The organism is Marinobacter sp. ANT_B65 (genome assembly GCF_002407605.1).
GTDB lineage: Bacteria > Pseudomonadota > Gammaproteobacteria > Pseudomonadales > Oleiphilaceae > Marinobacter.
Genome location: NZ_NXGV01000001.1, coordinates 2004903 through 2030416, shown reverse-complemented (window position 1 = coordinate 2030416; position 25514 = coordinate 2004903). Strand labels below are relative to the sequence as shown.

Below are 25514 nucleotides of genomic sequence, written 5' to 3'. Positions count from 1 at the left end.
GGCTCTCCATCAAGATTATGTTTCGTAAATCGAACCGGCCATCAGGCCGAATGGAAGATACTCTTCGGTTGCAATCGCCAGATTGGTTTCTCTCCAGGGTAGCCCGAGAAAACCCCAGACTCCCATGGCTCCGCCATCAGCAGCACCTTCTGACAAAGCCGGTGAGCTGTGGTCGGCGAGCCGGCCATAGTCGGGCTGGCCGAAGTCAATTGCGGCATACTGGGGGCGCAGGCCGGCAATGATGCCGTCTTGCAGGGCCAATGGCTGGTCGAGCAGGGCGAGATCGGGCTGACAGCGGTAGCGTCTTGGTGTGCGTGAGTTTTCCGGCTGGTAATAGCAGTACTGTAAACAACCGGTCTGGGTGCGCTCCGATACGAGGACGCCGTCAAAAATGCTGTCGGTGGCCTGCACTTCGCCGACATGGGCTGCGCCAATCAGCGTAGAGCCCTCCAGCCAGAGATCAGCAGCGCGGGCACTTATGGCGCTCGCGGCATGTCCATCCACAAGACTTTGCACGATATTTAAATTTGTTTCTGCTGTGCCTAGTTGCAGCGAGCCGCAGATGCTGCGGGTCAGGCTCAGGGTTTCTTCGATGGTAGCGTCTGACAGTGTCAGTGCATTGCTGGGATCAATGCTGACATGGGCAAGATCAATGCGGCCAAAGGCTGTACCCACGGCTCCGCTAAAACTCAGCTCGCCCTGCATCAGTATGCCGTTGAGAGCAAAGCGGCAAGGCAGTTCGGCGCCCAAGGCAACCTGAGTTTCGACGTGCAGTGGCCCGATAAGCGCTGCACGGCGATCGCGCGCCGAGAATGTTCCGGCTAAACGCTCAGTGCCACCCCCTTCCGCTGCCTGCAGCGGCCAGTCTGCAGCTATAAGTGCCAGGGCGGAACCTTCCTGCAGCAGCACGGCATCAGGCCCGGTAAGGTCTTCTTCGAAGCGGTCATTGTCCATAAGCACGATCAGGCCTGCCTCTCCGGGCGGACGCGCATTCCACAAGGCAATTGCTTCCGCCACAGTGGGAACCAGGGTTGAGCCATTGCCGGGCAAGCGGGTGGTAACGCCAACCTGGAAGTCGACACTGCGGCCCAGCAGGTCTTCAGCGCTATAGCGTCGTTCGTAAGATCCGCCGCCAACATCACCGGGTGAGCCATAAATACAGGTCGTGCGCATGGCCGCTGCGCTTTGGCCCTCTGGCAAAGCCACACGTCCGCGGACAGGGTCAAGGCCGACGACAATGCTGCGGTTTTCCGTGGCGCCAGCAGAAGAGACGTATTCGATATCCCCGGGTGGCCGGCGCCAGTCGCCACCGCCGACATCATGCACATCGCAAATGGCAATCATGGCCGGGTCAATACTCTGCCATGGGCCGGCGAGAACCCATTGTACTTCCAGTACGACCACGGGATTGGCGCCAAACCACGAAGGCGTGAAGCTGACACCATCGGTAATCGCCTGTCGTGCAGCTTCAAGTTCCCGGTAAAGCGGGCGACGCTCCAGCTTTACCGGTAACTGCAGCATACCCGCCAGATCGTCGATGCTTTCCTCGGTCTGCCCGCTCCAGAACAGGGGCAGGTCGCGGCCAAGCGGATCAATACTGAACTGATAATCAGATAAGGCTGCGCTGCTTACAGACGGCAAGCGGTAGGGCTGCAGGCGCCAGAGGTGAATCGCGATATCAGGAATACTGTAGCTGCCAGAGCCATGCCCGGTGCGGCGTACTCCAGTGATTCTGGGCGTCTGGTCAAAGGCTGAGCCGGCCAGCGCCATACGGTCGCCATCGCGAATCCGGGCCGAGGCGTTGCGGTGCAGGCGCAGGTGATTCATCCCCTGGGTTGCGGACAAGCGTTCAAATATTTCGTTAGCGCGTGCCGGCAGCCCGGTGGCCTCGCTGGCCACGCTTTCGATAACGCCCAGTGTGCCTTTGCGCTGACGGTTGCGTATGGTGTTGCCAACCCAGGCACGAGGCGAGAAACCGCTGTCGGGGCCAAGATCATGCAGCGGCCTTACTGCCAGCAACTGACCAATGTAGCTGATGGCCCAGGGTGGGCAGGTTTCGATGAACCAGCTCTCGGATAATGCTCGAATACTGGCTTCGACCAGATCGCCTTCACGCTGTGCCAGAGCGAAGAGGGCCTTGAGTGCACCACCTGTTTCCAGGTCCCGGGTGCGGATGTGAGCGGGCAAAAGGTCATAGATGTCGCTCATTGGCTGATCTCCCGCAGTGTCAGGTCTTCAGGTGCAAGGGTCAGAAGCTCGGTTTTCCTGATTACGCCGCCTTCAAAACTGGCGGTAGCTGCCAGTAACAGCTCACTGATCATGTTGCCGCTGGAAGCATCGGCTTTGCGTTGAAACTGCAGCAGACGCACACCATTAACGCCTGGCGTTTGCTGGATAGTGGCAATAACCTGGCTCGCGGGCAGAGCTTCGCCGTAGTCGCGAGCATCAAAACTGTATGCTGCTTCAAGGTGGCTGCGAACTTCGGCAAATACAGTTTCTGCGAGGTAGTCAGGATGTATCCATATCTCGGCATCAATGATTACCGGCACGGTTTCCCCACTAGCCACACGGATTGGCTGGCCGCGAGGCCTTGCGGCGTCGATCGCGGCTATCAGGTTAATGTAAGTCTTGTCTTCAACACTGAAGGCCGTGCCGCCTGCACCGCTGATGGTCAGATGAACCAGCCTGCGGCTGCCATCCCAGAGGGAGGTCACCTTGGCCTTGGCAATGCCAGCAAAGCTGCGAGCAAAATCTTCGTAGTCGGTCAGCGATACAATACGGCCCAGGGTTTTGACGGTAACCGGAGCATTGCGACGCGCACTGGCCAGGGTTTCCGGATCTTCAGCGCCGGTCGCTGGCAAAGGATTGGTCACCCCGCGAATACCTACCGGACGTGTCATAGGCTGCGTCAGACGATCGGCATCAAGCAGGCCCGCGAGACCAGTGCCAATGCGATAGGTCGCGCTTACGTTGTTGCTGCCAGATGCCAGCCTGGCGCCAGTAATGCCGTCGCCGAAGGTCAGCGACACTTTGCCGTTATTGTCTATGCGCTGGCGGTAAACGCGATCATCAGTTCCGGCATGTAAAAAATCAGGCGTTTCCTGCCATAGAATATCGTTGACGCGCAGGCTCAGTGTTGAGGCTCGGCCGTTGCCTCCAGGCGCACTGACAAAGGTCAGTGGCGCGGTGGACAAATCCAGCACCTGAAAGGCCAGCGAGGCATCACCAGAACCAATGGGCTCAGCGCGGGTTTCGCCATGGTTGGCGCTCACAACATTTCCATTAATGCGCACACTGCCGCGGGTGAGGGGCTCATCAAGCACGCGTGCGAGCGTAATTTCAGTGGTCTCTGTTACGCTGTCCTGCATTTCTGCACTGCCTTTGGAAGCAATATTTGCCAGCGCTTCGATGCGGCGAATCATTGCAACCTCCCGGCCGGATTCATTGAGGCCGCGAATTGATATCAATTGGTCTTTGGCGAGCTCGGCAACGGGTTTTTCGAGTCGCAGGTGCTGGCCGCTGACTGTGGATTCAATTGGTTTGCGAGCCCAGGCGATGGCTTCGCTGGCACAGTAAACGGTGGCATTACGCGGTGAAAACTTACTCAGTCCGGCGCCTGATAACCTGACCCGGGTTACCTTGGCCGTAAGGTTAAAATCAGAGTGGCTTACCTCGGCTGCTTCTTCGATGAAATACAGCTCTTCATCAGTGCCTCCGGTAATTGCCTTGCGCAGCACAAGCCAGCCACCAGCGACGACGCTGTCGTAGACCTGGTCGAGATAGAGATAAGGTTCATCGTCACTAAAGTTCGCATCGGCCCATGTGCTGGAGCGACCGGCAAAAGGGCCGACCAGGAGGTCCTTGTCGGTGTTATTGGTTTGAAGTAGTTCCAGACCGAGAAGCAGATCTTCAGCTGCCCAGTTGATTGCATCGGTTTCGATAGTGGCGGCTGCGGCTGATAAGCTGGTGCCGGTCATCGGTTCGGTGACAAGCGATGACATCAGAATCGGTGATAGCTCGCCGAGTCGCAGCGATATCGGCAGTGTCTGCCAGGGCTGGGCATTGTGGCCAAACAGGCTGGCGCGCTGGCGGAATGCAAATGCCCGGATACCCTTGTCGGGCAGACGGGCAGCGTTGTCCAACGCGCTTTCCAGCGTAATTGCGGCGTGTGCGGGCAGGCGCGATACCGGGTTTTCGGGTACAACGGCAGCCGCCAGTACGCGCCGCACCTGCCAGCGGCGATTGGTAGGCGAGGCTTTGCGTTCGTCACCAACGATTAGCAAAGCATCACCAGCCTTCAGTCGTGCGCTTGCTACATCAAGATAAACGGCGGTGTCGCCGGGTGCAGGTGCTGTATACAGCGCCAGTTCCAGCCTTATATCATTGAGTGCAGTCCGCGCCAGCAGGTCGGCACTGGTCTCGAAGGTCTGAGGCAACTCGTCGATGCTGAATGGCACACTCTGGACCTTGGCGCCTGCAGGAACCATCACCTCGACCGGGCTGTTGGGAATCTCGTCGGTAGAGAACGCAAGATAGGTTTCAGCCGATACCCCCGGTGCAAGCTGGTAGTCGATCAGAGTGCCCAGCTCCAATAGAGAACGGCGTTCCGTAGCGGTATACAGAAAGCCTTCATTGATAATGCGTTCGTTGTAAAAGGTCAGTATATCGAGGACGGTGGACCAGCTATCGAGCAGGGCGATCGCCGGATCAGAACTGTCCCGGCTGGTGAAAAGTGCAAGCTCAGTACTGGCGGAAAAACCCGTCAGCTGCGAGGCCATGAAGCTGCCATGATGACCGATCCGGTAGTCGATCGAGTTCTGGAATGGCGCCGGTTCGATTTTTTGTGGCGTGGCCCCGACTACAGTACCGCAGCCGCAATCCTGATTCTGCCGGCTCATAGTGCCCCCTCCATTAACAAGTCCAGAGTGCCTCGCTCGGGAAAGTTCGGGTCGTTTTCCAGTTGCACAATTTCACGTGCATCCGGGGTTAACACGCCATCTCTGATTTCGTGGTTGGCAGCGCGATCCCAGCGCTGAAAGGTGAGAATCTCAACCGAGCCGACGCCGTCGACGGCCATCGCAGCAGCATAAATGCGGCTGGCGTAAAGCGGATCGCCGAAGCTGAACTGATCAGGATGGAAGAACCCTTTGCGGCCATTGCGCTGCAGGCCTGAAGTAAAACAATCGAGCAGGCCGGCCCTTACGTCGGCACTGGAGAAATTACGTGCCAGACAGATTCTCAGCCTGAGGCGTACCGGCGCGTACAATGGGTCGCGCAGTTCCAGATCATAACCGGCCAGGCGCCCCCTGTTCAGGTGTTGCAGCAAGCCCTGGCGGAATGGTTCGTCGGCATTGATGCTGCCTCCGCCTATGCGATCGACTGTGACAAATACGGTATACCAGGAACCTGTCCAACGCAGTTCTGCGGCTGCACGTTGTACTCCTGGGTAGCGCAACGCCCATTCAGACCAGTCGCTTGCGGTTACCGCACGTTCCTGACGGTGCACTGAAGCAGGTGCAAACAAGCGCGCGTGGGCCAGTGTCTCTGCGTCCTTACCTCCACTGCCAGGTAAGGGGTTGGATACGTTCAGAATGCCTGTTATGGCTCCACCTGTGGCCACAGTTACTGCATGCCTCAGTGTATTCCGGCCGACGTTGCCACGCGTGCCGTTGCCAACGCGGGCCATGGCGGTGAACTTATTGATCGGGGTAGGTGCTCGGCCGTTGCTGTCATCGCCAAAGCGCAACCAGCAATAGCCTGCGTCGTCCAGCTCCGCGACTACATCGTTAGCGAAGCGATCTGAAGACAACAAATCTGGATGAAAGGTCCAGGTCCCGGTAGCATCCTTTAGCTGAACTGCCGGTGCGGCGGGTGCTGAATCGTTCCTGAGCGCAGCGCTGGCGGTTGTCGTCTGCGTGTTGAGCGGGCGTGCATAGGTGATGCCTGGTGTTAATAAACAGGGCCGGAACGGTTCCTCTGTTGGCACAGTATCGGGTGACAGGGCCACTGGCATCCAGGCGCCGTGATCGGCCAGGGTAATATTACCACGGGCCTCGGCCACAGGGATTTCAGCACCATCAGCGCCCACAGCTGCGGACAATGGCAGGTCGAACGGCAAGGCGTCAGCACCTGACCAGGCAATATTGAGTACAGCGCTGCCATCCAGAGGGTCGCTGTCACTGACGACCTCAGTGAGGCGTACAACGTGTGCCAGACCGGGGTCTGCATCAGCGGCGACGCCGGTGGTAACGCCCAGCGTCTGAAGTAAAAGCAGATAATCGCCCACTGCCAGGCTGAGTAAGGGTGAATTGACCAGCGTCGCACGAGTGGCTCCGGCCTTCAGACAGCAATCTCGCCGGCTCCAGTTGTAGAAGGCGATATGATTGTGGGCAGCGTTCAGCTGAACATCAGCCATGGTGGCAAACGACAAAGCGCCTTTTGCCAGTGCATCCTGATACTGCTCCATGCTGATGTCTGCCCCCAGGCCAGGTGTTTTACTGAGAACAGGTGTGCCTGACAGTAATGTCTGCCCGTTTGCGGCGGCCGACACATTAAAATGAATGAAGCTGCGGGCATTGTTGCCATTGGCCAGTGCATAACCGATAAGACGGGTATGACGCGCTACCGAGATACGCTGGCGCGCGGTGCCAATGTATGCCTCGGCGCCGGCGGCATCCTGCATATAGCTATAGCGGTCTGCGGTGAAAGCAAGGGCCTCTACCAGTGCGATGTAGGGGGCCGCCGGGCTGCTGTCTTGCCAGCCAGGCATCAGTTGCCGCAGCCGCGCCAGCATCACACTGCGAAAGCTGTCGTAGTCTTTGGCCAGATAATCTATGACCGGGCCCGGAGGCTGTGCGGCGAGGCAGGAGGCTGGCTCAGCGCAGGGCAGGTCGGTGGGGCAGGTTGCCTTGAACGAAAATTCGATGGTACAGAGTGTGGGGTCAAAACCCGGTGGCGGATCAAGAGTGTCTGGCCCGGCCTGCAGGCGCAGCGTGTAAGGCGAGAAATCTCCGGGTTGATCGACGGCTACACGCAGAACATTTGGCTGCGGTCTGCTTACCGCCAATACGGTAATCGGGCTTATCCGGGTTCCGCCCCTGATAGCGATCTGGCTCACATCCAGCTCAGGCAAATCAGGTATGGCTCCGACCTCGCCGGGCAGCGGGTGAATAAAGGTAACATTCAATGCTGTCTGGCCAGGCTCGACTTCCAGAAAGTCGATGCCATTGATTGTGGCCTGAACCCGGACCGCGCGACGGCGATCGTCGTCATCGCAGGCGTACAGTGCGCTCATGACTGTTTCCTCTCAAAGCTTGCAAGCTGTGCCTGTGGTTGGCCCCGGATGCCATAGCGCACTGTAATGCGCAGGGTCGCTTCACTGGCCTGCACCTGCACGCCGGTAACATCCAGCAACTCTCCCAATGCCTGATTAAGTGATGCGTGAATATTGATCTCGGTGGCGCTGGCCAGCTGCTCGCCGTTGGGCTCAAACACCAGTGTGCGTACACCACCGCCAAAATCAGGGCGCATCACGCGTTCGCCAGGGTGGGTAAACAGCACCTGCTCGATCAGGTTGCGGATGTATTCGCCATCACTGGCCTCAGCGGTGTGGCCCAGCGAGTTGGCACGAAAGGGAAAATCAATGTGTTTCATATGGCTACCACCCGCGATTGAACAGTGACCGGCATGGGCGCTCCCTGGGGAATCTGCTCGGGGGAAAGGCAGATGCCGGTGCTGGTGGCCAGTACCAGAGGTTGCCCCAGAGAAGTCACACGGGTAGCTGGCACCGTATATTGAATACGGATGCATGGCTGTGGCTTGGTACCGGTACCTATAGGTATCTGAAACGGGCAGCCGGCAATCGTATACATATCAGCCACGGTCCCTGCTGGTTGCCCAAGGATCATTACCCTGCTGTTGCCAGGCGCAATGGTGACAGTGCCACCGTGAGGGCAGGTCAGTGCTGAGGCGATCGTCAATACAGGTCCTGGCATGGCGTTTCTCCTTAACGTTCAATTCGGTCAAGTGACCACCAGAGCGCCCTGGTTAATGGTCACAGAGGGCCCGTTCAGCATCACAGTGGCTCCCTGGCCGTTGGATATGGTGATGCCGACGTCGTTGATCGAAATCATCGCACCGGTGGAAGATTTCAGCAGGATGCCGCCGGTCGGGCCGGGCACATCACTCAGCATCAGGGTGTTCTGGCCCGAAGTCTGAATGACGAAATTGGAGCCGCCTGGTGGCGGTGGCACCTGTGCGAGAGCGGGTACTTCGCCGCCATTGTGGTACCAGCAGCCGGACCAGATCGGCTTGTCCGGGTCGCCCTGCTCGAATTCAACCCAGACCCCGGCGCCAACCTGCGGCAGTAAATAGGTACCCATCTGGATGCCGGTGGCCGCGAAACAGGGGGTGGCCCAGCTGACAGGAATCAGTCCGCCAATATCTGGTACCTGCACCATCAGGCGCCCTTCACGCATCGGGTCCTCATTGGCTACCACCGTGCCGCGGTATTTGCCGTAATAACGTCGTGTTGTCATATCGCGACCTTCTGAGTAAAGGAACCGTGGGCATTTTTTGACAGGTTGAAACTCTGCCTGATCGCCCCCGGTTCAATTGTGGTCGAGACTGATTCGACCAGATACATGCCATTGGAATGCGGGCCAGCGCCGCGCACATTGACGATTTTGCGTGGCCTGAGCAGCTGCCCATAACGCGCGACATCAAGGCTGCCGCTGGCGTTGATAACATTTGCCCCTTTGGCTGCGCGGCCGACTCCTTTCATGATCAGCGTGGCAAGATCAGTACTGGTCATGCCGTCCTCTTCTTCGTCCTTACTTTCGCTGGAATCGCTCGATGGCTTGTTCATCGCCAGGTTTTTGGCGTAGGGAACAAACCCCGGGCCCAGCGGAGGGTTAGTCAGAAAGTCCGGCATAGGGACAGGAACCGCCGGCCCGGGTGCGGAACTTTCGAGATAAAAGCCATACACAAAGGGTTTGGACAGACCGTTGAAGTTGATCGACAGGGCGTCGATATTGCTGGCTTCGCCCATATTCACCGTCAAGGGCGGGAGGGTGTCTCCCGCAGCATTGGTACCCAACGCCACCAGCGTGCCAATATCGGGCCCGAAATAGGCGAATTGCTGACCTTCGGTTGCGCCCGGTTCCAGCGAAAACAGGTAACCCACCTGGCCTGCCAGGCGCTGGATGTACTGATAATCGGTGCCTTGCTGGCTGGGCCAGCGAGCCATCGGATTTTGTACGGAAACCATAGGCGTAGGGACGACCACTGGAATGATGCCCAGAGCCACATAGCGCGCGAGGATGAAATTCACCTGAGCGAAGGGTGGCATGCCCGGCATAGGTACGCCGGACAGATCGATCTGATCCATCAGTTGAGTGGCATCGGTACCGGTCAGGGCCAGAGTAATCTGGCCGGGCTGATTACTCTGGCCAACGTCATAGCGGGCAATGTGTCCGTCCATCAACACTTCCCGCAGGCCGTTGGTCACCACCGAAAAAATCATGCGTTTGCCGGGTGCGAAGTAGCCTCCCGGCAACAACTCCTGCTCGATCTCACCACCTTTCTCCATGGCCATAGATACCTGAAAGCCCGAGCGCTGACCGGCTTTCTGGGTCACCTTCACACTGCGAATGGCATTGATCACCACGGCGGGTACAGGGCTTGTAGTGACAAAGCCCATCCTGACTGAAAGCTGAGTGCCGGCCATCAGCCTTGCCCCCGCGGGTCAATTGCCAGACGCACTGCAACACCGGGTTGATCCACCACCTGATCAGGGTCTGTGGTACCGGCGGCATCGCTCATTTGCCACCATAAACCGGCCATGCCCAGCGCATTGGCGGCAGCCAGGTCGCGACGGTCCGGGGCGGCACAGGTATAGGAGCCGAAGGTGTCCATACTTGCCGGGTGCGGGGGAAATCGTCGCTCAAGATAGGGTTGCGGTGTGCCATCGGCACGGGTGTGCAGTCGTGCCTGCATGCCAAAATAACGGCTGGATTTAGGAAAGCGTGGTGTACTGAGGTCGGGCATGAAATACGGTTGCCCCTGGAGCTGGTTGCTCATGACAGATCTCCCTGACTGATGCCAAAGCTGGACAGGTCGCCGCTCGAAGCGAGCCCGGCAAGTTCTTCCTTGCGTCTGAAGTAGCTCATGAAAATGCCGCCGCCGCGGCTGTTGTAGCCAAGGTCATCTACCGACATTACGCGCAGCCCCAATGAAATGGTGGCGCGAATCGGGTTCAGCTCGGTGTCGTGAAGGTCTTCGCTGATTGAAAACTCCGTGATACGCACTGCAGTAATGCGGTTGCGGCTCCAGGCCAGCACAGTTAAGGGTTCGGGGGTGGGCAGGATTTCCATCAGGCCTTGTGCTGCAAGATCAGCCGTGCGCTGTACCGCGCTTACGCTGGGGTAAATCATGGTTTCGAGAATTGCCAGTTGCGGTGCCAGGCCCGCAGTGGCCACGGTATCGTCTATGGTCGCCGATTCCAGCGCGTCGCTGGCATCGAGAATGACCTCCATGCTGAGGGTTTCGGTTGGCGGCCCTATCAGGCGTAATGCATCAGCACGCTCACCCTCGCCGCTGGCACCGCGTGGCGTAAGGGTGCGGCTCAAGGTCTCGGGGTTGTACTGAAACGGCACAACTGAAAGAACGTCGCCGGTGTCGCGATCAACGCGAAACAGACCACCTTTAAGCAACCTCGGATTGATAGCAGATTTAGCCATACAGAATCTCCTTATTCGAAAACCAAACCACGTGAGGTGATATCAAACTGCAACTCAAAGATGGTGATCGGAGGGATCACGAAGGGCTCTTCTTCTCCCCGCATCATGCGATCTATCTGTTCCCGCCTTTCCATGTCCTCCAACAGTCCGGGATGCTCCTGGCTCAGCTGCGCCTCGAAAGTGCGTTCAGTAAAGGCCTGGGCTCCGATCGCGCCGACGATTTTGGAGGCCAGCCAGTTTCGTACACTTGCCGGATCTTCGGGTATCCATGGATACAGCCGCCGGTGCAGGGCATAGGCGCTTTCCAGCTCGCCCTGATCGACCAGATCCGGCAGATGCAGACCCCGGGCGCTGGCGGCACGCGCCATGGGAAGGAAATCCAGCTGCTGGTTGGCAGCAGCCATGGGGGGTATCTGAAAAATGCCCTGGGCCAGTGGCGGCTGCAGTGTCAGCGGTGAGGCCAGCCGCAACCGGAACCTTTCCGGCAGACGCGGTGGCGGCGTCGCCGGCAGCGGCAGTCCCGGCAATTGTCCATTGCCGGACGTCCCGGTCTGCTGCTGCACATCGATACCCACGCGGCGATTGTCGCTGGGTTCTTCGAAGCGGCTGATTTCGCCGTGGGCATGCACTGTAACCAGCGAGTTTTCCGGTAGTAATGGCTGCAAAAAGCGTTGCACTGCAACGGCGCGATGGGCGGACAGATTGACGTTGTAGTCATTGGCACCTTCAGCACTGGCGTAACCATAGAGGTCAAGATTAACCGCGGTAGTCTGGTTTTGCGCCAGCTGCCGCAGGCTGGCCCGTGCACCCGGAGTAAGTTCGGCACTGTCGAAATCGAATACAACATGAGCGTCTTCTGGCCCGGCGCCCGAACCCAGGGTGTATGTTGCTTCCGGAGGGCTGGTGCCGATACCACGCGAATCACCACCCTCGTTACAGAGCACGCCGGGAAGGGCATCGGCCCTGGCACCCTGGGTTAAATGGGCGACCTCATGTGCAATCAGTTCATCCGCGCCCTGGCTCTCAGAATCGCGCCCCAGAGCGATCTGATTGCCCGAAACAGCTGCGTTGGCGTGTAGTTGTCCGGTGGTGGCGCGTGCCCTGGCATCGTCGTGCAGGCGTATATCTTTCAGGTCCAGGCCAAGATTACGTGACAGCCGGCCCTGCAGGTGCGGCGGTATTGGTTTGCCGGAACCCAGACCGCTGAAACCGGTTCCTGGCCCACGAGGCAGGCTGGGCCCGCTCAAAGGTGTGCGCCGGCCGGCCAGGGCGGCATCACTGAAACGGTCTGCGTCATTCTCTAAACGCTGCAACTCTGCCGCGCTTTGTGGCGGGCGTTGTATCGGATCATGACGGCCAGTATCGGGAACGGTGGGCTGCATCATGGTACGTCCTCCTCCTCGCCTTCACGGAATACGGACAGGTCGCGGTAGGTCGGCTCTGGCTGCGCAGGCTCGAGCCCGGAGCGTGTGAGCTCCTCAAGGTTGATTTCAATATTGCGCAGCTTCACCGCCCCTACTTGCCCAGACAGCCAGCGGGGTACCAGGCCGCGGAAATCCAGCGAGACACCGCGCACGTCTTCTATGGAGATATCCCCCTCGATGCCGCCGCTGGCATAATTGCCAAACTCCGGAATATTGATGTCCAGCGCCTGTAATGCGAGCTGGTCGAAACTGAGGCCAAAGTTTCCGGGGCGAGTGGTGCTGTTCCGGAACATTGAGCGGAACAGCCGATCTTCACGCTGGTTACCCGGCAGAAGATCATAGTTGTAAGGCTGCAGGTTGCCTTTGATTCGTAGGTCCTGCAGTGCCTGCGGCGCTAACTCCAGCGAGCCATAATCACCAAGCGAAATTGGCAATGCATCCGTGTTGTCAGTACGAAGCTGCAGCGAAAAATCATTCACACGCAGGCCGCGGAATTGTTGCGCCACGCTTTGGGGAATTGCATCCGGATCAGGTTGTTCAGGCTCTGCGGCAGGGTCGAAGTTGCCCTGATCGACTTGCAACAGGCGGTTGATACCGACACGACGAGAACTGCGTATGACGCGCATTTCGTCTTCACCCATGCGCCATTCGTAGAGGTTGTAGTGCAGGTCTGCTTCAATGGGGTCGCCCACCGGTATGCCGCCTGGGTCGGTGGGTTGTATCGGCATATGGCCGCCGACACCGAACACGAGTGTCGGAGTAGAGGTGTTGGGATCGAACTTTAAATTAGCCGCCCCTAAAGTGGTACCGGCCAACTCATCAATTCTGGACAGCTGGTCTTCCATCTGATCGATATCGAGGCCGCCGTCTTCAATCTGTAGATCTATTTCCGGGTGCAGGGTGCCGTAGTCCGTGCCCACCGAGCCGAGCGGAAACTGAACATCGGCCGAAATATGACCCTGTAACGAATCGAATAACGCCTGATGATTACGAATCCAGCTCAGTACTGACCGGTCGAGCAGGGCCGGGTCGGTATCGGGCTGTGCATCCGGGTCCGGTGCACGATCAGTTGTTGTCAGCTCATGCTGAATATCCGGCCCGCCCAGTTGGTGAATCATATGGCTGAGGTCGGTCACCACAAAGTTAGCGGTATCGACATCCAGATGATTGATGCGGATACGGGTGTGGGTATTTCCCGGGGTGGTGTCAGATGGCCCATTGACGTATTCGATCTCGTTTTCGTCGGGCATCGACATGCGGCCCAGGGTCAGGGCCGCGCCGAGATCGCGATCACGCAACTCGAAACCGTGCGCCCATAGCCCCCGCAGATTTACACCAGTCGAGCCGTCTTCACCGAGCTCTATGCCGAGCCCGGCACCGCCAATGCCACCGTCGCCGAGCATACGGCCGGCCCGCAGTCGAGTTGAAGTGCCTTCACCGATATAGGCGAGGATATTGGTCGCACTCCAGTTGGTAAGGTCGATTCTGATCGGGCCTTGTTCGTCGCTATCTGGGTCGATAGTCTCAAGGAAGCCGATATCGGATGACTCAGCTTCGAAGTCCAGCCGGGCGCGCAGGCTGTTGCCCATCTGCACACCAATCTGTTGCGCCAGCAGCGCGCCGGTGGATACCGAGCCCAGCAGGGTTGGGGTTGGCGTATCCAGGCGAATCGAGAAAGGTTGATCTGGCAGCGGGCCGTGCAAGTTTATGTCCTGGATTGATGAGTCGAGGCCGGCGGGTATATCGATAAAGATGCCCTTTTCACGCAAGAACAGGCGATAGCCCTGCAAGGCGATCGAATCGAAGTGCAGTTGGTGGATATCGATGCGGTCGATGGCGCTCTGTTCGGTTTCAGGCGAACCTGCGGTGGCGGTATCGGGGGCATCTTCGCTGTCCTTATGCAGGTACAGGTCCATATTCAGGCGCAAGCCGTGCGCGGTGACCGAAGAGGGAGCAAGGTTTGAACCGGTGCTGCCTGCCGGCGCACCCATTGCGGTTTCAGTGGCGACAGGCAACAGTTCATAGTCGCCGCTGTTAAATCTCAGTGATTGCAACTGGATTTCATCGATGACTAACCCCTCACTGTTATCGGGGCCGATCTGGATCAGGCCATTGCCGTAACGGAAACTGCCGATACGGCCCTGGCTGATACTGTAGTCACCACTTGCGCGGGTGCTGCCCGCTGGCGCGCCTGGTTCAGCAGGCATGAGATCGAAGCTACCGTCGGCACCAAGGCGGTCGATGCCGCCCATAATGGTAAGGCCCTCGTCACCGTAGCCAAGATCAGAAAAGCTGATGCCGCCGGCGCTGATATTGGCAAACAGCCCGGTGACGGCCTGGTAGCGGTCGGAGCCGGAACCAGTCTCGGCCTGGGACAGCGCACTGGCGACAATGTCTGCGTTTTCTATCCGGCCATGACCTCCGGACATACTGAAACTGTCAGGCCCCATGCGCAGGGATAAATCTTTCAGGCGCAAGCCCTGAATCATCGGCAATAATTCCGCGGTTGCAGATTCGGGGTCGGTACGCGGGTTAAGCGCTACGTGCATGCCCGGGCTGTCTGCATAAATGATGCTGTCGGCTGCGAAACGGCCGATATACAACTCATTCAGGGCCACGGTAGTGTGGTCTTCATCTTCAGTGATGTAGTCGAGGTTGAGGCGGAAATCATGAAGGCGGGCGTTTTCGGCGGTAACCTCGGTACCTGTGCTGGCGGTCCAGTGCACGCTGGATATGTCGATCAAGGGCGCTACGAAGTGACGAACCCTGATTTCATTGCCAACCATGGCAACTTCACCGGAAAATTGCGCCTGTCGAACCAGCACACGGCCATGGCCTGAGCCGGTGCGCAGATCGACGGTACCCTGGCTCAGGTCGAGATTATCCAGTTCAACGTAAAGTTCCTCAGCGCTGGCGATGTTGATGCTGATGGCTGGTTCTGCCTCGCTCCGCTCGCCACTGTCCAGCTGGCCCCGTACATGCAAAGACTCACCAAAGCGTGAGCTGAACTGCACGGCATCGAGTGTGCGAATGGTAACTCCGCCGTCGTAACCCATGTCCTGGTCCTGCGGCATGCGCAGGTTGAAATTGGTGACGTCGATATCGCCGATAATACCGCTCTCGACGATCACTTCTTTGGAAAATCCGCCGGTGTTGTCATAACCGCGGTAGCCCAACTGGTCGGCACTGACCTCATCGATATGCAGCCGGTCGATATGCAGGGTGCTGGTATCCAGACGGGATAGCGCTGGCCCCGCAGCCTGATTGCTGCTGTTTGTGGCACTGTCGAAAGGGATGTGGAAATTGAGGCGAATGCCTCTCAGAATGCTTACTCCTTGCGACCAGAAGTAAGATGTCGCGGTTTGGAAATGGGCATCGTCCGTTGTCAGTGTGTCAATCACGAAACCTTCAACAGACAAGCCTTCGTGATTCAGTCGTGCGATGCCATCGAATCCGTCAATCTGGATACGGTCGGCGCGGTTAGGCCCATCACCCATGCGGGGATTGTCGATCATCAGGCTGTCGCCGCCAAACACCGCAACTTCGAGTTGCCCATCGGGGCTGGCATAAGCATCAAGCCCTGGTGTCCGTAATTGCACGGCGCCGTGTAGCTGTTCGCCATGAATGCGCTCTGCATGAAGCGCACCGTGGCGCACGCCCCGCAGATCAAGTGAGCCTATGCCGATGTTGCCGCGGGCACGATGCGGTGAACGATCCGGGTCTTCGATTTCTTCCTCGCTTTGGGCGAGGCGACCCTGGTGGGTTGGTTGTGCGCCCAGAGTGATATGCCGCGCATCGAGTTTAACGATGGAAGAGCCGAACAACTCGGCCAGTGCGCGGCGTTCTTCCATTAATTGTCGACGATGGGCGATGCGGTCGGTTGGCGCTCCTGGCTCAGGTTGGCGGCGTAGATATTCGTACACAGTGAGCCGGGTCACCAGTGACTGCATACGCGCACGCTCACTGGCGAACGGCGGGCTGGCGGGTAGTTCCAGCAGCGCCAGTTGCACCGAACGGGCCGAAGGAATTTCTCCCTGTACCACCAGCCCACTGATGGCCACGCTGGGGATTTCAAGTGCGAAACTGGTATCCGATGGCTGTTCACCTTCTGGGTGGGTCTGCAGTGCTTCCGGGCCGAATTGCACAAAACGGTTTATCTGCTGCTCGGTGGTGAGTTCTTCGACGGTAAACCCGAACAGGTCACGGAATTCGCCCTCACCATGCAGGCCGTTGAGTTCAATGTCGTCTGCGCTGACACTGCCGTCGATGCCGGCTACGCGTATCTGCCCGATATCCACAATGGCGCCCATGCGCCCACCCACTGCAAGGTCCTCGTCTTCCTGCAACTCCGCCAGACGCTGTGATTCGTCTTCACTCAAACGACCATTCTGGCGGCCCATGCGGCGAACCAGATCGCGGTATTCCCGCTCCAGGGGTTCGAGCCGGGTGGCTTCGGCACTGGCGGCAGTCAGGCGCTCTTGCAAGCGCTCGCGTGTGTCCTGACTGGTTTCTCGCTCCAGCCGGCGGGTTAGCGATTCGACCAGCAGCCGCTGATAGGCCGCGCGGTTGGTGGCGGCGGCGATACGCGCCTCGGTTACAGTAGTCTGGCCAATTCTCTGGCCGCCAGAGGTGTGCAGTTCATCAATGGTAAGGCTCGCGAAAGACAGGTCAACGTGATCGAACAGAGAGGCTTGCGCGAGAGGGTCTTCAAGTATCTGCTTCTGTGACACAAAAGTGCGCCAGAGTGCAGTGAGAATCAAACCGAACAGATGGCCTACCAATGGTTGCTCGGGTTGCTGCTGGGAAAAGTCGCCAATTGCCGCATGAAGCGTTGTCAGGCTGGCGCGGCGTGCAGCGATTGCGGAGTCGTCAGTGCTGTAGACTGGCGTCTCCACTTCGAGACGACCAAGCTCGGCAGCCACCGATGTCAGCTTGATCAGGTCGCCACGCTCGAAACCGATCTGCAGGTTTAATCCGCTCAGGGTTATGGCTCCGGTGCGCAACATAAAACCGCTGGAGATGTAGTGCGTGTTGTCGAGGCGAATCTGGCTGGCCTGAATCACACCGCGGCCTTGCTCCAGCTGCAGCATAATGTCGACAACGTTTGATGTTTGCATCAGAGCGTCGCGGTTATTCGCTTTGACGGGTTCGCGTGCTTCACCACTGTGTGCAACCTCGGCTATGGATCCAAGACGGTGGCCCGGTCGCAGCGCCTGAAGTTGTTCCAGGTCGATAGTGGCGCGCATGGAACTGACCGACGCGTCTCGATACTCAGAGCCCAGAACGTCTACCGGTTCGCCATAAACGTAACGCACGTCACGTTCACTCCAGCGTGAGCCAAACAAGAGACGGAGGATGCTCCCGCCAGGAACCTCGATATCAGCGGTGACCGGTGTGGGCGTGGTGCGCCCGGCGCCGGGGTCATACAGTTGGTAACGGGCTGACACAGTCGCCGGTACCGAGAGGCCGGCTTCCTTACGCAGGCGCGAGGTTTCGAATACGTAGTCAAACTCACCAGTGGCACGGGCGAGTTCGATAATGCTGATCAGTTGATCGTTGTGGTCGCCATTCCAGAGCTGGTCGTCATCAAGCCGCGAACGTACGGCGTTAGTGCCATCACGGTGGAGTTCAGCGCGGAAAAAGCCAAACCCGGCTTCGGCCAGCGTGCGGTTGCTCAGATTTTCAAGCATCCGGCCCCAAGGCTTGCCGCCATCGGCAGTTTCGATTGCTTCGCGGTCAGCTGCAGGAAGTGCGAGCATCAGATGAAATGCCAGAAACGCTTCGCGTGGTTCAACGCTGTCGAGGCTGAACAGCAAAAACTTACGGTGGTTTAGTAACTGCAGGATATACGCCCGAGCAAACACGGGATCCCGTGCCTCAAACACCATGGCAAGGTAAGGTGCAGTATCACGGGAGGCAAGTTGATCGGGTGACAATCGCGACAGAAATGGCTCCAGCAAGCCTTCAGCATCAAGCCGACGGACCACGCTGGATAACACCGCATCATGCCGTGGTGACAGGGCGTCACCTGCATCAGGTTCCTGTAATCTGGCGATCTCCAGCAGGTGAGCCAGGCGAGACCCGGTATCAGCATCGCCTGCGGGATCGCGAAACAGCTCGAGGGTCCTTCCCACCAATTCCGACTCGCTGTCGCGCAGGCCTCCGGGTGCGTATAAGTGACTGGCTTCGACGACCTGGCCGTCTGCAGTACGGGCCACTTCGGGAAGTGCAAAATCCGGGCTCTGCACGAACTCATCAGGCAGTGCATTGAGCATCCTCCGCAACAGCCCACCGCGCTCAAGTTGAATGAATCGCTCGCGATCAACCAGCGGCATTGTCATTACTATGTCGTAGGCCAGCATGGCTTCTTCGCGATCTACCCGGCCGAAAAACCACCAGCCCGGGTCCAGCAATTCTTCTACCAACTGCAGGTTGCGCCAAGGTGCGCGCGCGGACATCAGCTGCCGGAATGCATCGCGCAGTGGCCCATGATTCCGGTCTGGCTCAGGTAATTCGTCGATCAGGCGGTCAATCGCGCCTTGTTCATCAAGATCAGATGCAATGATGCGCAAGGCCGCCATGGTCAGGCCATCGGGTGGGGCGGCGGGTTGTTCCTGTTCCTGTTCCTGTGGCTGCGGTGGCGGCGTGGCCAGGATGTCCAGGCCGGCGATCAGCCGCAATGCGCTGCGGGCCTTATCGGCATCGGCATCAAGCAACAGGGCCTGCAGCCGCTGGCTAAGACGGTAAACCTGCGAACGCACATTCGCATTGGCCAGAGTTACCGAAACCGCACGCTGTTCTTCTTGCAGTGCCAGAGGCTGTTCCGCTTCTTCGCGATCATAGCTCCCGGGTGGTGAGTTGCGTAGGCTATGGAATTCTGCTGCACGATCACCTTCCGATAACGCAGTCCTTGCATCTGCGGGCAAGTAGGTGAACGCCCGTTGCAGTGCCAATAATTCTGTTGTGGTGAGTGCATCGAAGCGCACAGACTCCAGTAGTGACTTGTCCTGTTGCCCGAGTTCATTCTCACTCAGTGCTGCGATAGTGGCGATGATTTGAGAGCGAAACCGCGCATAGTGTGGTGTGTTGATTTCGTCGACCAGCCTCAGGCGATCCTGTGAGTCCAGCGATTCGATCAGAGCACTCGCGGTTTCAAAGGCCATAGGTTCAAGAATGCGCAAAACCTGTTCGACCTCACCGTTGGTAACGATGATACCGTCAAGCAGCACGCGTATACGTTCGCGCTCGCGCCGGTAGTTACGTGCAACCAGAGTAGCCAGGGATGTCACTGCGGTTGTTGCAGGCGTAGTTTGCGGTACTTCAAAGGCTACGCCTTGCAGGCGATGCAAGGGTACGTTGAGTGTGCGGCCAAGGCGGGCGGCATCGGCGTTTTCGCGAGCTTCTTCTTCTGCCAGGCGCAACGACGGTGCAACCGGTGCCTGGTTGTGTGTCTGCGCGGCGTGGGTCAGTTCGTGAGCGAGTAAAGCCCGGTCGTCAAAACGCTCTGGTTTAAAATGCAATGGATCCAGTTCGATCAGGTTGAGCTGCGTTCGTCCATGTGCACCATGCACCCGTAATGAACGCCCGGCGGATTCGTCGATGGCGATGGTCAGGTTGTTGAGCTGAAGCCCGAGGTGTCGGGCCATGTCGCTAATCAGTGCAGATGTAGCTGCTGTTTCCCGGGGTGACAGCCCTGGCGCCCGTAGTGTGAGACCAGGCGGACAAGTGTGCGCTGTCACGGTGGGTTTTTGGTCCGCCGTTTGCGCTGGTGATGGCTCTGCGCACCTGTTCATTGCTGAAGTGCCCTTGCCACCTGCGATGCCAGGCGTCGCCCAAACACCTCGGGGGTTTGCCGTCCGGGGGCTGGCATTGTGATGGGGCCAGGCTGATCATTCCATCTTGTATCGGCCGGGCAATCACGCAGTTCGCGTGCAAAAGCCTGCTCAAAACTGGCCGCAGCGCGCTGACTGAAGGAGCGGCCAAGCCCTTCAAAGGCAAGTGTACCTATCTCGATACTGATCTCAGGTTTTGTGCTCATGTCGTCCACCCCGCGACTTCCGTTGGTGTCAGCGGTTTTTCAATATTCGCGCACTCGATCATCGCGCTTTGCAGAAGGTGCTCCATGGCAATGGGCATAGAGTTCTCCGCCGCAAGAAAGGCCGCATTCAAGGCGATATTGCGAATATGTCCCGCGGACATCTCAAGCCGTGCAAGTTTTTCCCAGGCCAGAGACCCCAGCAACGCCTCCTCGGGGAACACGCTTTTCCAGATTTGCAGGCGTGCGGCGCAGTTGGGGAATGGGAAGTTGACTGCGAAGCGAATGCGACGCAAAAAAGCATCATCAATTGCACTGCGCATATTGGTGGTGAGAATGGCAATGCCAGCGTAGCTCTCCATGCGTTGCAGCAGGTAGCTGACTTCAATATTGGCATAGCGGTCGCGGGCGTCGCTGACCTCTGAGCGTTTGCCAAACAGCGCGTCAGCTTCATCGAATAGCAGAATCGCGCCTGTGCCTTCAGCGGCATCAAACAGCACACGCAGATTCTTCTCCGTTTCGCCGATGTACTTGCTGACCACAGCAGACAAATCGATGCGGTAGAGATCAAGGTTCAGTTCTCTGGCGATTACTTCGGCTGCCATGGTTTTCCCGGTGCCGCTGGGCCCGGCGAACAGGGCGGTTGTGCCTAGCCCCCGGTTGGATTTACCGGCGAACCCCCAATCCTGGTAGACGCGGTGGCGCCGGCGCACCTGAGCAATGAGAACATGAAGAGTGGCGCGCGCCTCATCAGGCAAAATAAGGTCGGTCCAGCCGGCAAGGGCAGGAACACGTTGTGCCAGAGAGCCAAGCCGCGGGCGTGCACTGGAACGGCAGGCTTCCCATAATGCGTTGCCATTTACCAGGCCGCGCAGAAGCACTTTATCGGCCAGCGCGCTTATATCACTTTCTCCGAGATCAAAATTCTGCGTCAGGCTATCGATATCGGTGCTGAGGCGACGCGCGTGTGGCCCCAGTGCACGGCGCCATAGCTGCGTTTGCTCAGGGCGCGATGGCTGAGGCACTTCAAGGCTGAGCACACCTATATCCGGCTTATAGGGATCGTGGCCGGCAAGCACGATTGGCCCAGGCTGGCCCTGTAATAACCGGTTTATGCATCCGGCGTCGGCATTGCCCTCAGTTTCAATCAGCAGATAGGCTCCTGACAGCCTTGCCTCGCGTTCCCAGAGGCGGGCGAAGCTCTCTCTTTCAACAGCGGACGCAGGTAAGAGTGCGGGATCCAGCAACCAGACACCCCGACTGCCCGCAGCAGCCTGCACCGTGCGGCGCACATCGCTGCGATGGCGACCCTTGAGCACCAGTTGCTGATGTTTGTTCTGGCTGAAATGGAGGGAGATTTTTTCCGCAACCTCCGCCAGGCCTGCACCCGGAGGTACCTTCTGCTGTAGCTGTATCAGGTATGGGCAAAGCCGGTGGTCAATGCTGTCAGGCGCAGCATCGTCAGCAGAGCTGTCATCCGAGAAGAGCGCGTGCAGAATGCGCTCGTCCACGCGGATTTCGGATACCAGCAGCCTCTCGGGGAGGGTTAACTCTATCAGGCGCAGATGGCGCAGCGGGCGATGGGGCGACAAGGCCTGCCAGTCAGGGTTTTCAAAAGCCTGTATGGCAACGCCAAACGTAGCAAAACCCGCACGGGGCGCTGCTGCGACCCTTGAAGCCAGCGCTGCGACTTCAGCGTTAATTTCCACGGCTATAGCAAAGGTGAGGATATCGCGCTCGAAGAGAGTAAGCCCGAAGCGATCTGCTATCTCGGCAACAGGGCCATGGGTGCGCGGCATTGGTGGTTCAGTTGCCTCGCAGGCGGCATGCAGCATCTGGCCAATGCGGGTGCATTCTGCACTCAGAGCGTCTGTTCGGGTCTGATGCAGAAACTGAATGCTCATCAGATAGTTACCCCCGGCCCATCGTAGACGCCGCTGCCGTCTACAGTCAGCAGGCTTTCAGCGCCATCCACCGCAGCCCGCAGCAGGTATGAGCCGCGAGGCATACGGCGAAATACAAAACTGATACTGGTGACTGTATCAACCCCCTCTGCTGCGCCATTGTCGGGTGGCGCAGTCAGGCGTTGTGTGCCGAGGGGCGAGTTCAGAAGCAGCTCGCAGACCTGACGGCGGGCTACCGGTGGTGAAAGCGTGAGGGTGATGTCACCCGAGGCAACCGGTACTCCGTTGACCATGTCTGTCGCGCTGATACTGACCACGCTGGCGGTTATCTGTGGGCGTATTGTCACCGCCAGCGCGTTGGACACATCAGTCAAATCCACAGATGGCGCCGGGCCGGTGAGACGGGTGCGTCGCACGCGCAGGGGCTGAATCCCGGCTCGTGGCGGCGTACCCGCGAGTGAAGCAAGGTCCAGTGTTATCTGGCCGCTCGAAATGTTGTCATCGGCAGGTACGGCGATGACCTCGCCAATTTCAACGCTCATACCGCCGCGCACGAAATCGCCACCGGCCAGGGTTATAACGCTGTCTGACAAAACCGGTGCCTCGGTATCGCCAGCCACACTGATGCTCTCCAGATGCAACTCGATCTGGACAACCGTGGCACCGCGAGCATGGCGTACGGGTGGGGCAGAGCCTCCAGCCTTGCGGGGGGCGATCAACAGAACCGAGGCACGATAAGCGATGGTTGGCCGGTATTGGCCCTGTATTGCTGACCACAGCCGCGACATCTCTTCACTGTCTACAGGCTCTGGCAATATCTTTATAAGCTCTGGCTGCGCATCGATACCGGAAGCAGATAGGGCCGGCGGCATCAGAGGGTCAGCTGGTACTGGTGACAGGGCACGGGTTATCCATTCACGGGGCAACACGGCGTTTTCATGCAACGCCTGAGCGATATGGCCAAGCAAAATCTCGCTGAAAAACATCTCGGCGCCATAGGCCGTGATGAAATAGTGCAGATCAATGGCCAGCGGTGGACCTGATGCCAGATCGCCAGCGCTGTTACGGCTGGGTAAATCCCGGTTGCGAAATGCCGGGTTGGTGGTGATCTGACGCAGAAAAATGTTCACCTGTGTAGGGTCAGCTGCATTGGGCGCGATTACGCGATCGGGCGGTTCTGCCGTCACAGTGATGGTGCCTACTACGTCAGACAGGCTGGCGGCGGCAAAGGCTTCCAGTAGCGTGCGCCGGATGACAGCTGTCACCGCAGCAACGGCATACCCATCACTCATCGCCGCCCCTCCAGGTTGTCAAGAAAGGCATCAAGGTCCGTTGCCGCTGGCGGCCGCACGGTGTGGTTATTTTTAACCGGCACACCTTTGGCAGGCTGAACCCGCACCTCAAGACGTTCGATGTTGATCCGCACGGCGGGCTGCGCTGGTTCTGCAATGGCCTCGGGTGCTGCGGGTGCGGAAGGCAGTGGCTGAGCCGGGGTTGTCAGTGCCCGAAATCCCGATCGCCGTGTACTGACGTGTTCGGCAGCAGCCTGAACACGTGCCGGCCTCGTCAAGGGCTCGTCGGCCGGCCTCCTTGGGTCTGACGGCTCACTGCTCATTCCGGTTTCTGTAGCCTGGCTGGTTTTCGTGCTGCGCCCCACGGAAACGGGAGTTTCGATGCGGGTCGGGTTTTCCCGCCCTGTCACACGCTTGCTGGTGGTTTCCTTTGTGCCCGCAACGCTGGCAGCCAATTTACCGGGTTCGTCACTGGGTGATACTGGTTCCCGCTGCAGCGTGGTTGTAACTGGCGCATTGGGAGGGATGCGAGCAACGGGTGTACCGGAAGGTGGTTCGTGGTTGTCACTAACCGCAGAAACGGCGGGTGCGCCATTCGACGACGGAGCAACCTCTTGCGCTGGTGTAGCCACGGTATTACCGGGAGTGACGTCGCTGTCGGGTTGTTGAGGTTTAACTGCGCCAGGGTTATTGGCTGCAGTCAGGGGGGCTGGGACTGTTGTGTTACCGGCATCAAACTCAAGCACCTGTTCATGCAGCAGTGGCTCATTGTCTGTCATGGGCTCAAATCTGGACCGGGCTACTGGTCGCAGCCCCGTTTGAGTGCCGGCCAGGCGTTTAACGATCGATGAAACGAAATCGGTCATATCTGCACCATCCCGAGATAGGCCGCCCGGCGCCTGGGTGACAGAGCGAGAATGTCTGCTTCCGGCCAGTGGTATAGCCGGGCAAGCTGGTCGACTTCCCATAAAAGACGTTCGGCGGCTTGTGAGATTTCACACCAGACAAATTCGGCCGGATCAAACGGCATTTCGAAACCGGCGGTGCAGTCGGGGCAATCAAGTGAAATGTGAATTGCCGCCAGAGGGTCGAGTTTTTCCAGGGCTTCGGCGATAACACTGTCGGCATCCGCCGGAACCACAGCAGGTTCACCGTTGGTGTCTGTACATGACTGCACACAGAGGCTGATAACCGCTTCGCGCAGTTCGGTTTCGTGGTGACAGCCAGAGGTAAGCTGTTCCAGAGCCGATGTGGACGGGGCCTTTAAAAGCAGCCTTTTACCGTGCAGGTCAACCGCCATAGTGGCCACCGGCGCATCAGTCTGTGCCAGCAGATCAGCAAGGGGAAAGCAGGCTTCAATCTGCGCGCCGCATTGGGGGCAGGCGGTGCGGGCCTCGACGGTTTCGCCAACCAGCTGGCGGCGCAACTCCATCAGGCCACGGTCGCGAACGCCAAGGCTGTGCGCACCCGTTGAAGCTACGTCTTCGCCATTCGCAGCTGCCAGCAAGGCCGTTGCCCGCGATACAGCCGGCGCAGCGCTAGCTGTTTCCCAGAGCCTCAATACATCGGAAGCCGAGAAGTTCTGGCTCAGCCTATGTCGGTTCGACAAAGCTGGGCTCTTCTGGTTCAGTGACGTCATAGTCGCGCTCCCAGCCCTCGTTTTCCAGCTTCAGCATTTGTATTGCCACTGCGTTGGCGTTGGCATCCAGATCGGGAAGTGCCTGGAACTCCGACACCCAGCAACGAAAGATCTTGTAGGCGATGGCTTTCTGACCAGCTTCGTTATAAACCTCAAGAATCACAGGTTTACGAAAATCAGCCAGAGAAACCTCTTCGCCAACCGAGCCATAGTTCCAGACCTTGTTGGCCCAGATTTCGAACTCCGGATCGTGTGTCACACCGCGTTCGAGAGTAATGGCTTCGTACTCGGTGCGCCCCGGCGACTTGCGGCTGGTAGATGGATCGCCGCCTTCGCGGTGTTTTACAACCTCAGTGGTACGTTTCAGGGCGCTGACCTTGCTGACGCCGGCAACGTAGCGGCCATCCCATTTGATGCGGAATTTGAAGTTTTTATAGGGATCGAAGCGGGATCCATTGACAGTGAACTGTGCCATAGGGTT

17 protein-coding genes are annotated in these 25514 nt (G+C 58.5%); all 17 read right to left on the bottom strand.

Features of this window, described 5'->3' with window-relative positions; translation table 11 throughout:
* Positions 1-15 precede the first annotated feature (15 nt).
* From CPA50_RS09335 to CPA50_RS09255, 17 genes are read right to left on the bottom strand one after another with little or no spacing between them, the layout of a single operon-like run.
* The gene (locus CPA50_RS09335) at positions 16-2208 is read right to left on the bottom strand and encodes a hypothetical protein (protein WP_096782111.1); all 2193 of its coding nucleotides are present in this window, start codon (positions 2206-2208) and stop codon (positions 16-18) included.
* A complete protein-coding gene (locus tag CPA50_RS09330; RefSeq protein WP_096782110.1) occupies positions 2205-4898 on the bottom strand; it encodes a putative baseplate assembly protein in 2694 nt (897 codons plus the stop codon). Before CPA50_RS09330 ends, CPA50_RS09335 begins: the two co-directional genes overlap by 4 nt.
* A complete protein-coding gene (locus tag CPA50_RS09325; RefSeq protein WP_096782109.1) occupies positions 4895-7294 on the bottom strand; it encodes a putative baseplate assembly protein in 2400 nt (799 codons plus the stop codon). Before CPA50_RS09325 ends, CPA50_RS09330 begins: the two co-directional genes overlap by 4 nt.
* Entirely contained in the window at positions 7291-7653 is a 363-nt protein-coding gene (locus CPA50_RS09320) for a GPW/gp25 family protein (RefSeq protein ID WP_096782108.1), read from the bottom strand. Before CPA50_RS09320 ends, CPA50_RS09325 begins: the two co-directional genes overlap by 4 nt.
* The gene (locus CPA50_RS09315) at positions 7650-7994 is read right to left on the bottom strand and encodes a hypothetical protein (RefSeq protein WP_096782107.1); all 345 of its coding nucleotides are present in this window, start codon (positions 7992-7994) and stop codon (positions 7650-7652) included. Before CPA50_RS09315 ends, CPA50_RS09320 begins: the two co-directional genes overlap by 4 nt.
* 27 nt (positions 7995-8021) lie before the next feature.
* Positions 8022-8537 carry a phage baseplate assembly protein V gene (locus CPA50_RS09310; protein ID WP_096782106.1) on the bottom strand — a complete coding sequence of 172 codons (516 nt, stop codon included), beginning with the start codon at positions 8535-8537 and terminating at the stop codon, positions 8022-8024.
* Entirely contained in the window at positions 8534-9727 is a 1194-nt protein-coding gene (locus tag CPA50_RS09305) for a hypothetical protein (RefSeq protein ID WP_096782105.1), read from the bottom strand. Before CPA50_RS09305 ends, CPA50_RS09310 begins: the two co-directional genes overlap by 4 nt.
* Positions 9727-10080: a hypothetical protein gene (locus CPA50_RS09300; protein WP_096782104.1), complete on the bottom strand. Its 354-nt coding sequence runs from the start codon at positions 10078-10080 to the stop codon at positions 9727-9729. The genes CPA50_RS09305 and CPA50_RS09300 overlap by 1 nt, the downstream gene beginning before the upstream one ends.
* Positions 10077-10739 (bottom strand): hypothetical protein, encoded by a 663-nt coding sequence (locus CPA50_RS09295; RefSeq protein ID WP_096782103.1) that lies wholly within the window; start codon positions 10737-10739, stop codon positions 10077-10079. Before CPA50_RS09295 ends, CPA50_RS09300 begins: the two co-directional genes overlap by 4 nt.
* Before the next feature lie 11 nt (positions 10740-10750).
* Positions 10751-12124: an OmpA family protein gene (locus CPA50_RS09290; protein WP_096782102.1), complete on the bottom strand. Its 1374-nt coding sequence runs from the start codon at positions 12122-12124 to the stop codon at positions 10751-10753.
* A complete protein-coding gene (locus CPA50_RS09285) occupies positions 12121-19956 on the bottom strand; it encodes a DUF4157 domain-containing protein (RefSeq protein ID WP_096782101.1) in 7836 nt (2611 codons plus the stop codon). Before CPA50_RS09285 ends, CPA50_RS09290 begins: the two co-directional genes overlap by 4 nt.
* Entirely contained in the window at positions 19953-20201 is a 249-nt protein-coding gene (locus CPA50_RS09280) for a hypothetical protein (RefSeq protein ID WP_096782100.1), read from the bottom strand. Before CPA50_RS09280 ends, CPA50_RS09285 begins: the two co-directional genes overlap by 4 nt.
* Positions 20198-22102 carry an ATP-binding protein gene (locus CPA50_RS09275; protein ID WP_096782099.1) on the bottom strand — a complete coding sequence of 635 codons (1905 nt, stop codon included), beginning with the start codon at positions 22100-22102 and terminating at the stop codon, positions 20198-20200. Before CPA50_RS09275 ends, CPA50_RS09280 begins: the two co-directional genes overlap by 4 nt.
* A complete protein-coding gene (locus tag CPA50_RS09270) occupies positions 22102-23394 on the bottom strand; it encodes a DUF4255 domain-containing protein (protein ID WP_096782098.1) in 1293 nt (430 codons plus the stop codon). The genes CPA50_RS09275 and CPA50_RS09270 overlap by 1 nt, the downstream gene beginning before the upstream one ends.
* On the bottom strand, positions 23391-24260 hold the full coding sequence (locus tag CPA50_RS09265; protein WP_096782097.1) for a hypothetical protein: 870 nt from the start codon (positions 24258-24260) through the stop codon (positions 23391-23393). The genes CPA50_RS09270 and CPA50_RS09265 overlap by 4 nt, the downstream gene beginning before the upstream one ends.
* On the bottom strand, positions 24257-25003 hold the full coding sequence (locus tag CPA50_RS09260) for a hypothetical protein (protein ID WP_143750733.1): 747 nt from the start codon (positions 25001-25003) through the stop codon (positions 24257-24259). Before CPA50_RS09260 ends, CPA50_RS09265 begins: the two co-directional genes overlap by 4 nt.
* Entirely contained in the window at positions 24987-25508 is a 522-nt protein-coding gene (locus CPA50_RS09255; RefSeq protein WP_096782095.1) for a phage tail protein, read from the bottom strand. Before CPA50_RS09255 ends, CPA50_RS09260 begins: the two co-directional genes overlap by 17 nt.
* Positions 25509-25514: the final 6 nt, after the last annotated feature.

Coding starts and splice junctions, on each gene's coding strand:
- CPA50_RS09285 (WP_096782101.1), bottom strand. CDS start 19,956: ATGAACAGGTGCGCAGAGCCATCACCAGCGCAAACGGCGGACCAAAAA.
- CPA50_RS09320 (WP_096782108.1), bottom strand. CDS start 7,653: ATGAAACACATTGATTTTCCCTTTCGTGCCAACTCGCTGGGCCACACC.
- CPA50_RS09265 (WP_096782097.1), bottom strand. CDS start 24,260: ATGACCGATTTCGTTTCATCGATCGTTAAACGCCTGGCCGGCACTCAA.
- CPA50_RS09300 (WP_096782104.1), bottom strand. CDS start 10,080: ATGAGCAACCAGCTCCAGGGGCAACCGTATTTCATGCCCGACCTCAGT.
- CPA50_RS09325 (WP_096782109.1), bottom strand. CDS start 7,294: ATGAGCGCACTGTACGCCTGCGATGACGACGATCGCCGTCGCGCGGTC.
- CPA50_RS09305 (WP_096782105.1), bottom strand. CDS start 9,727: ATGGCCGGCACTCAGCTTTCAGTCAGGATGGGCTTTGTCACTACAAGC.
- CPA50_RS09310 (WP_096782106.1), bottom strand. CDS start 8,537: ATGACAACACGACGTTATTACGGCAAATACCGCGGCACGGTGGTAGCC.
- CPA50_RS09315 (WP_096782107.1), bottom strand. CDS start 7,994: ATGCCAGGACCTGTATTGACGATCGCCTCAGCACTGACCTGCCCTCAC.
- CPA50_RS09255 (WP_096782095.1), bottom strand. CDS start 25,508: ATGGCACAGTTCACTGTCAATGGATCCCGCTTCGATCCCTATAAAAAC.
- CPA50_RS09335 (WP_096782111.1), bottom strand. CDS start 2,208: ATGAGCGACATCTATGACCTTTTGCCCGCTCACATCCGCACCCGGGAC.
- CPA50_RS09270 (WP_096782098.1), bottom strand. CDS start 23,394: ATGAGTGATGGGTATGCCGTTGCTGCGGTGACAGCTGTCATCCGGCGC.
- CPA50_RS09330 (WP_096782110.1), bottom strand. CDS start 4,898: ATGAGCCGGCAGAATCAGGATTGCGGCTGCGGTACTGTAGTCGGGGCC.
- CPA50_RS09275 (WP_096782099.1), bottom strand. CDS start 22,102: ATGAGCATTCAGTTTCTGCATCAGACCCGAACAGACGCTCTGAGTGCA.
- CPA50_RS09290 (WP_096782102.1), bottom strand. CDS start 12,124: ATGATGCAGCCCACCGTTCCCGATACTGGCCGTCATGATCCGATACAA.
- CPA50_RS09295 (WP_096782103.1), bottom strand. CDS start 10,739: ATGGCTAAATCTGCTATCAATCCGAGGTTGCTTAAAGGTGGTCTGTTT.
- CPA50_RS09280 (WP_096782100.1), bottom strand. CDS start 20,201: ATGAGCACAAAACCTGAGATCAGTATCGAGATAGGTACACTTGCCTTT.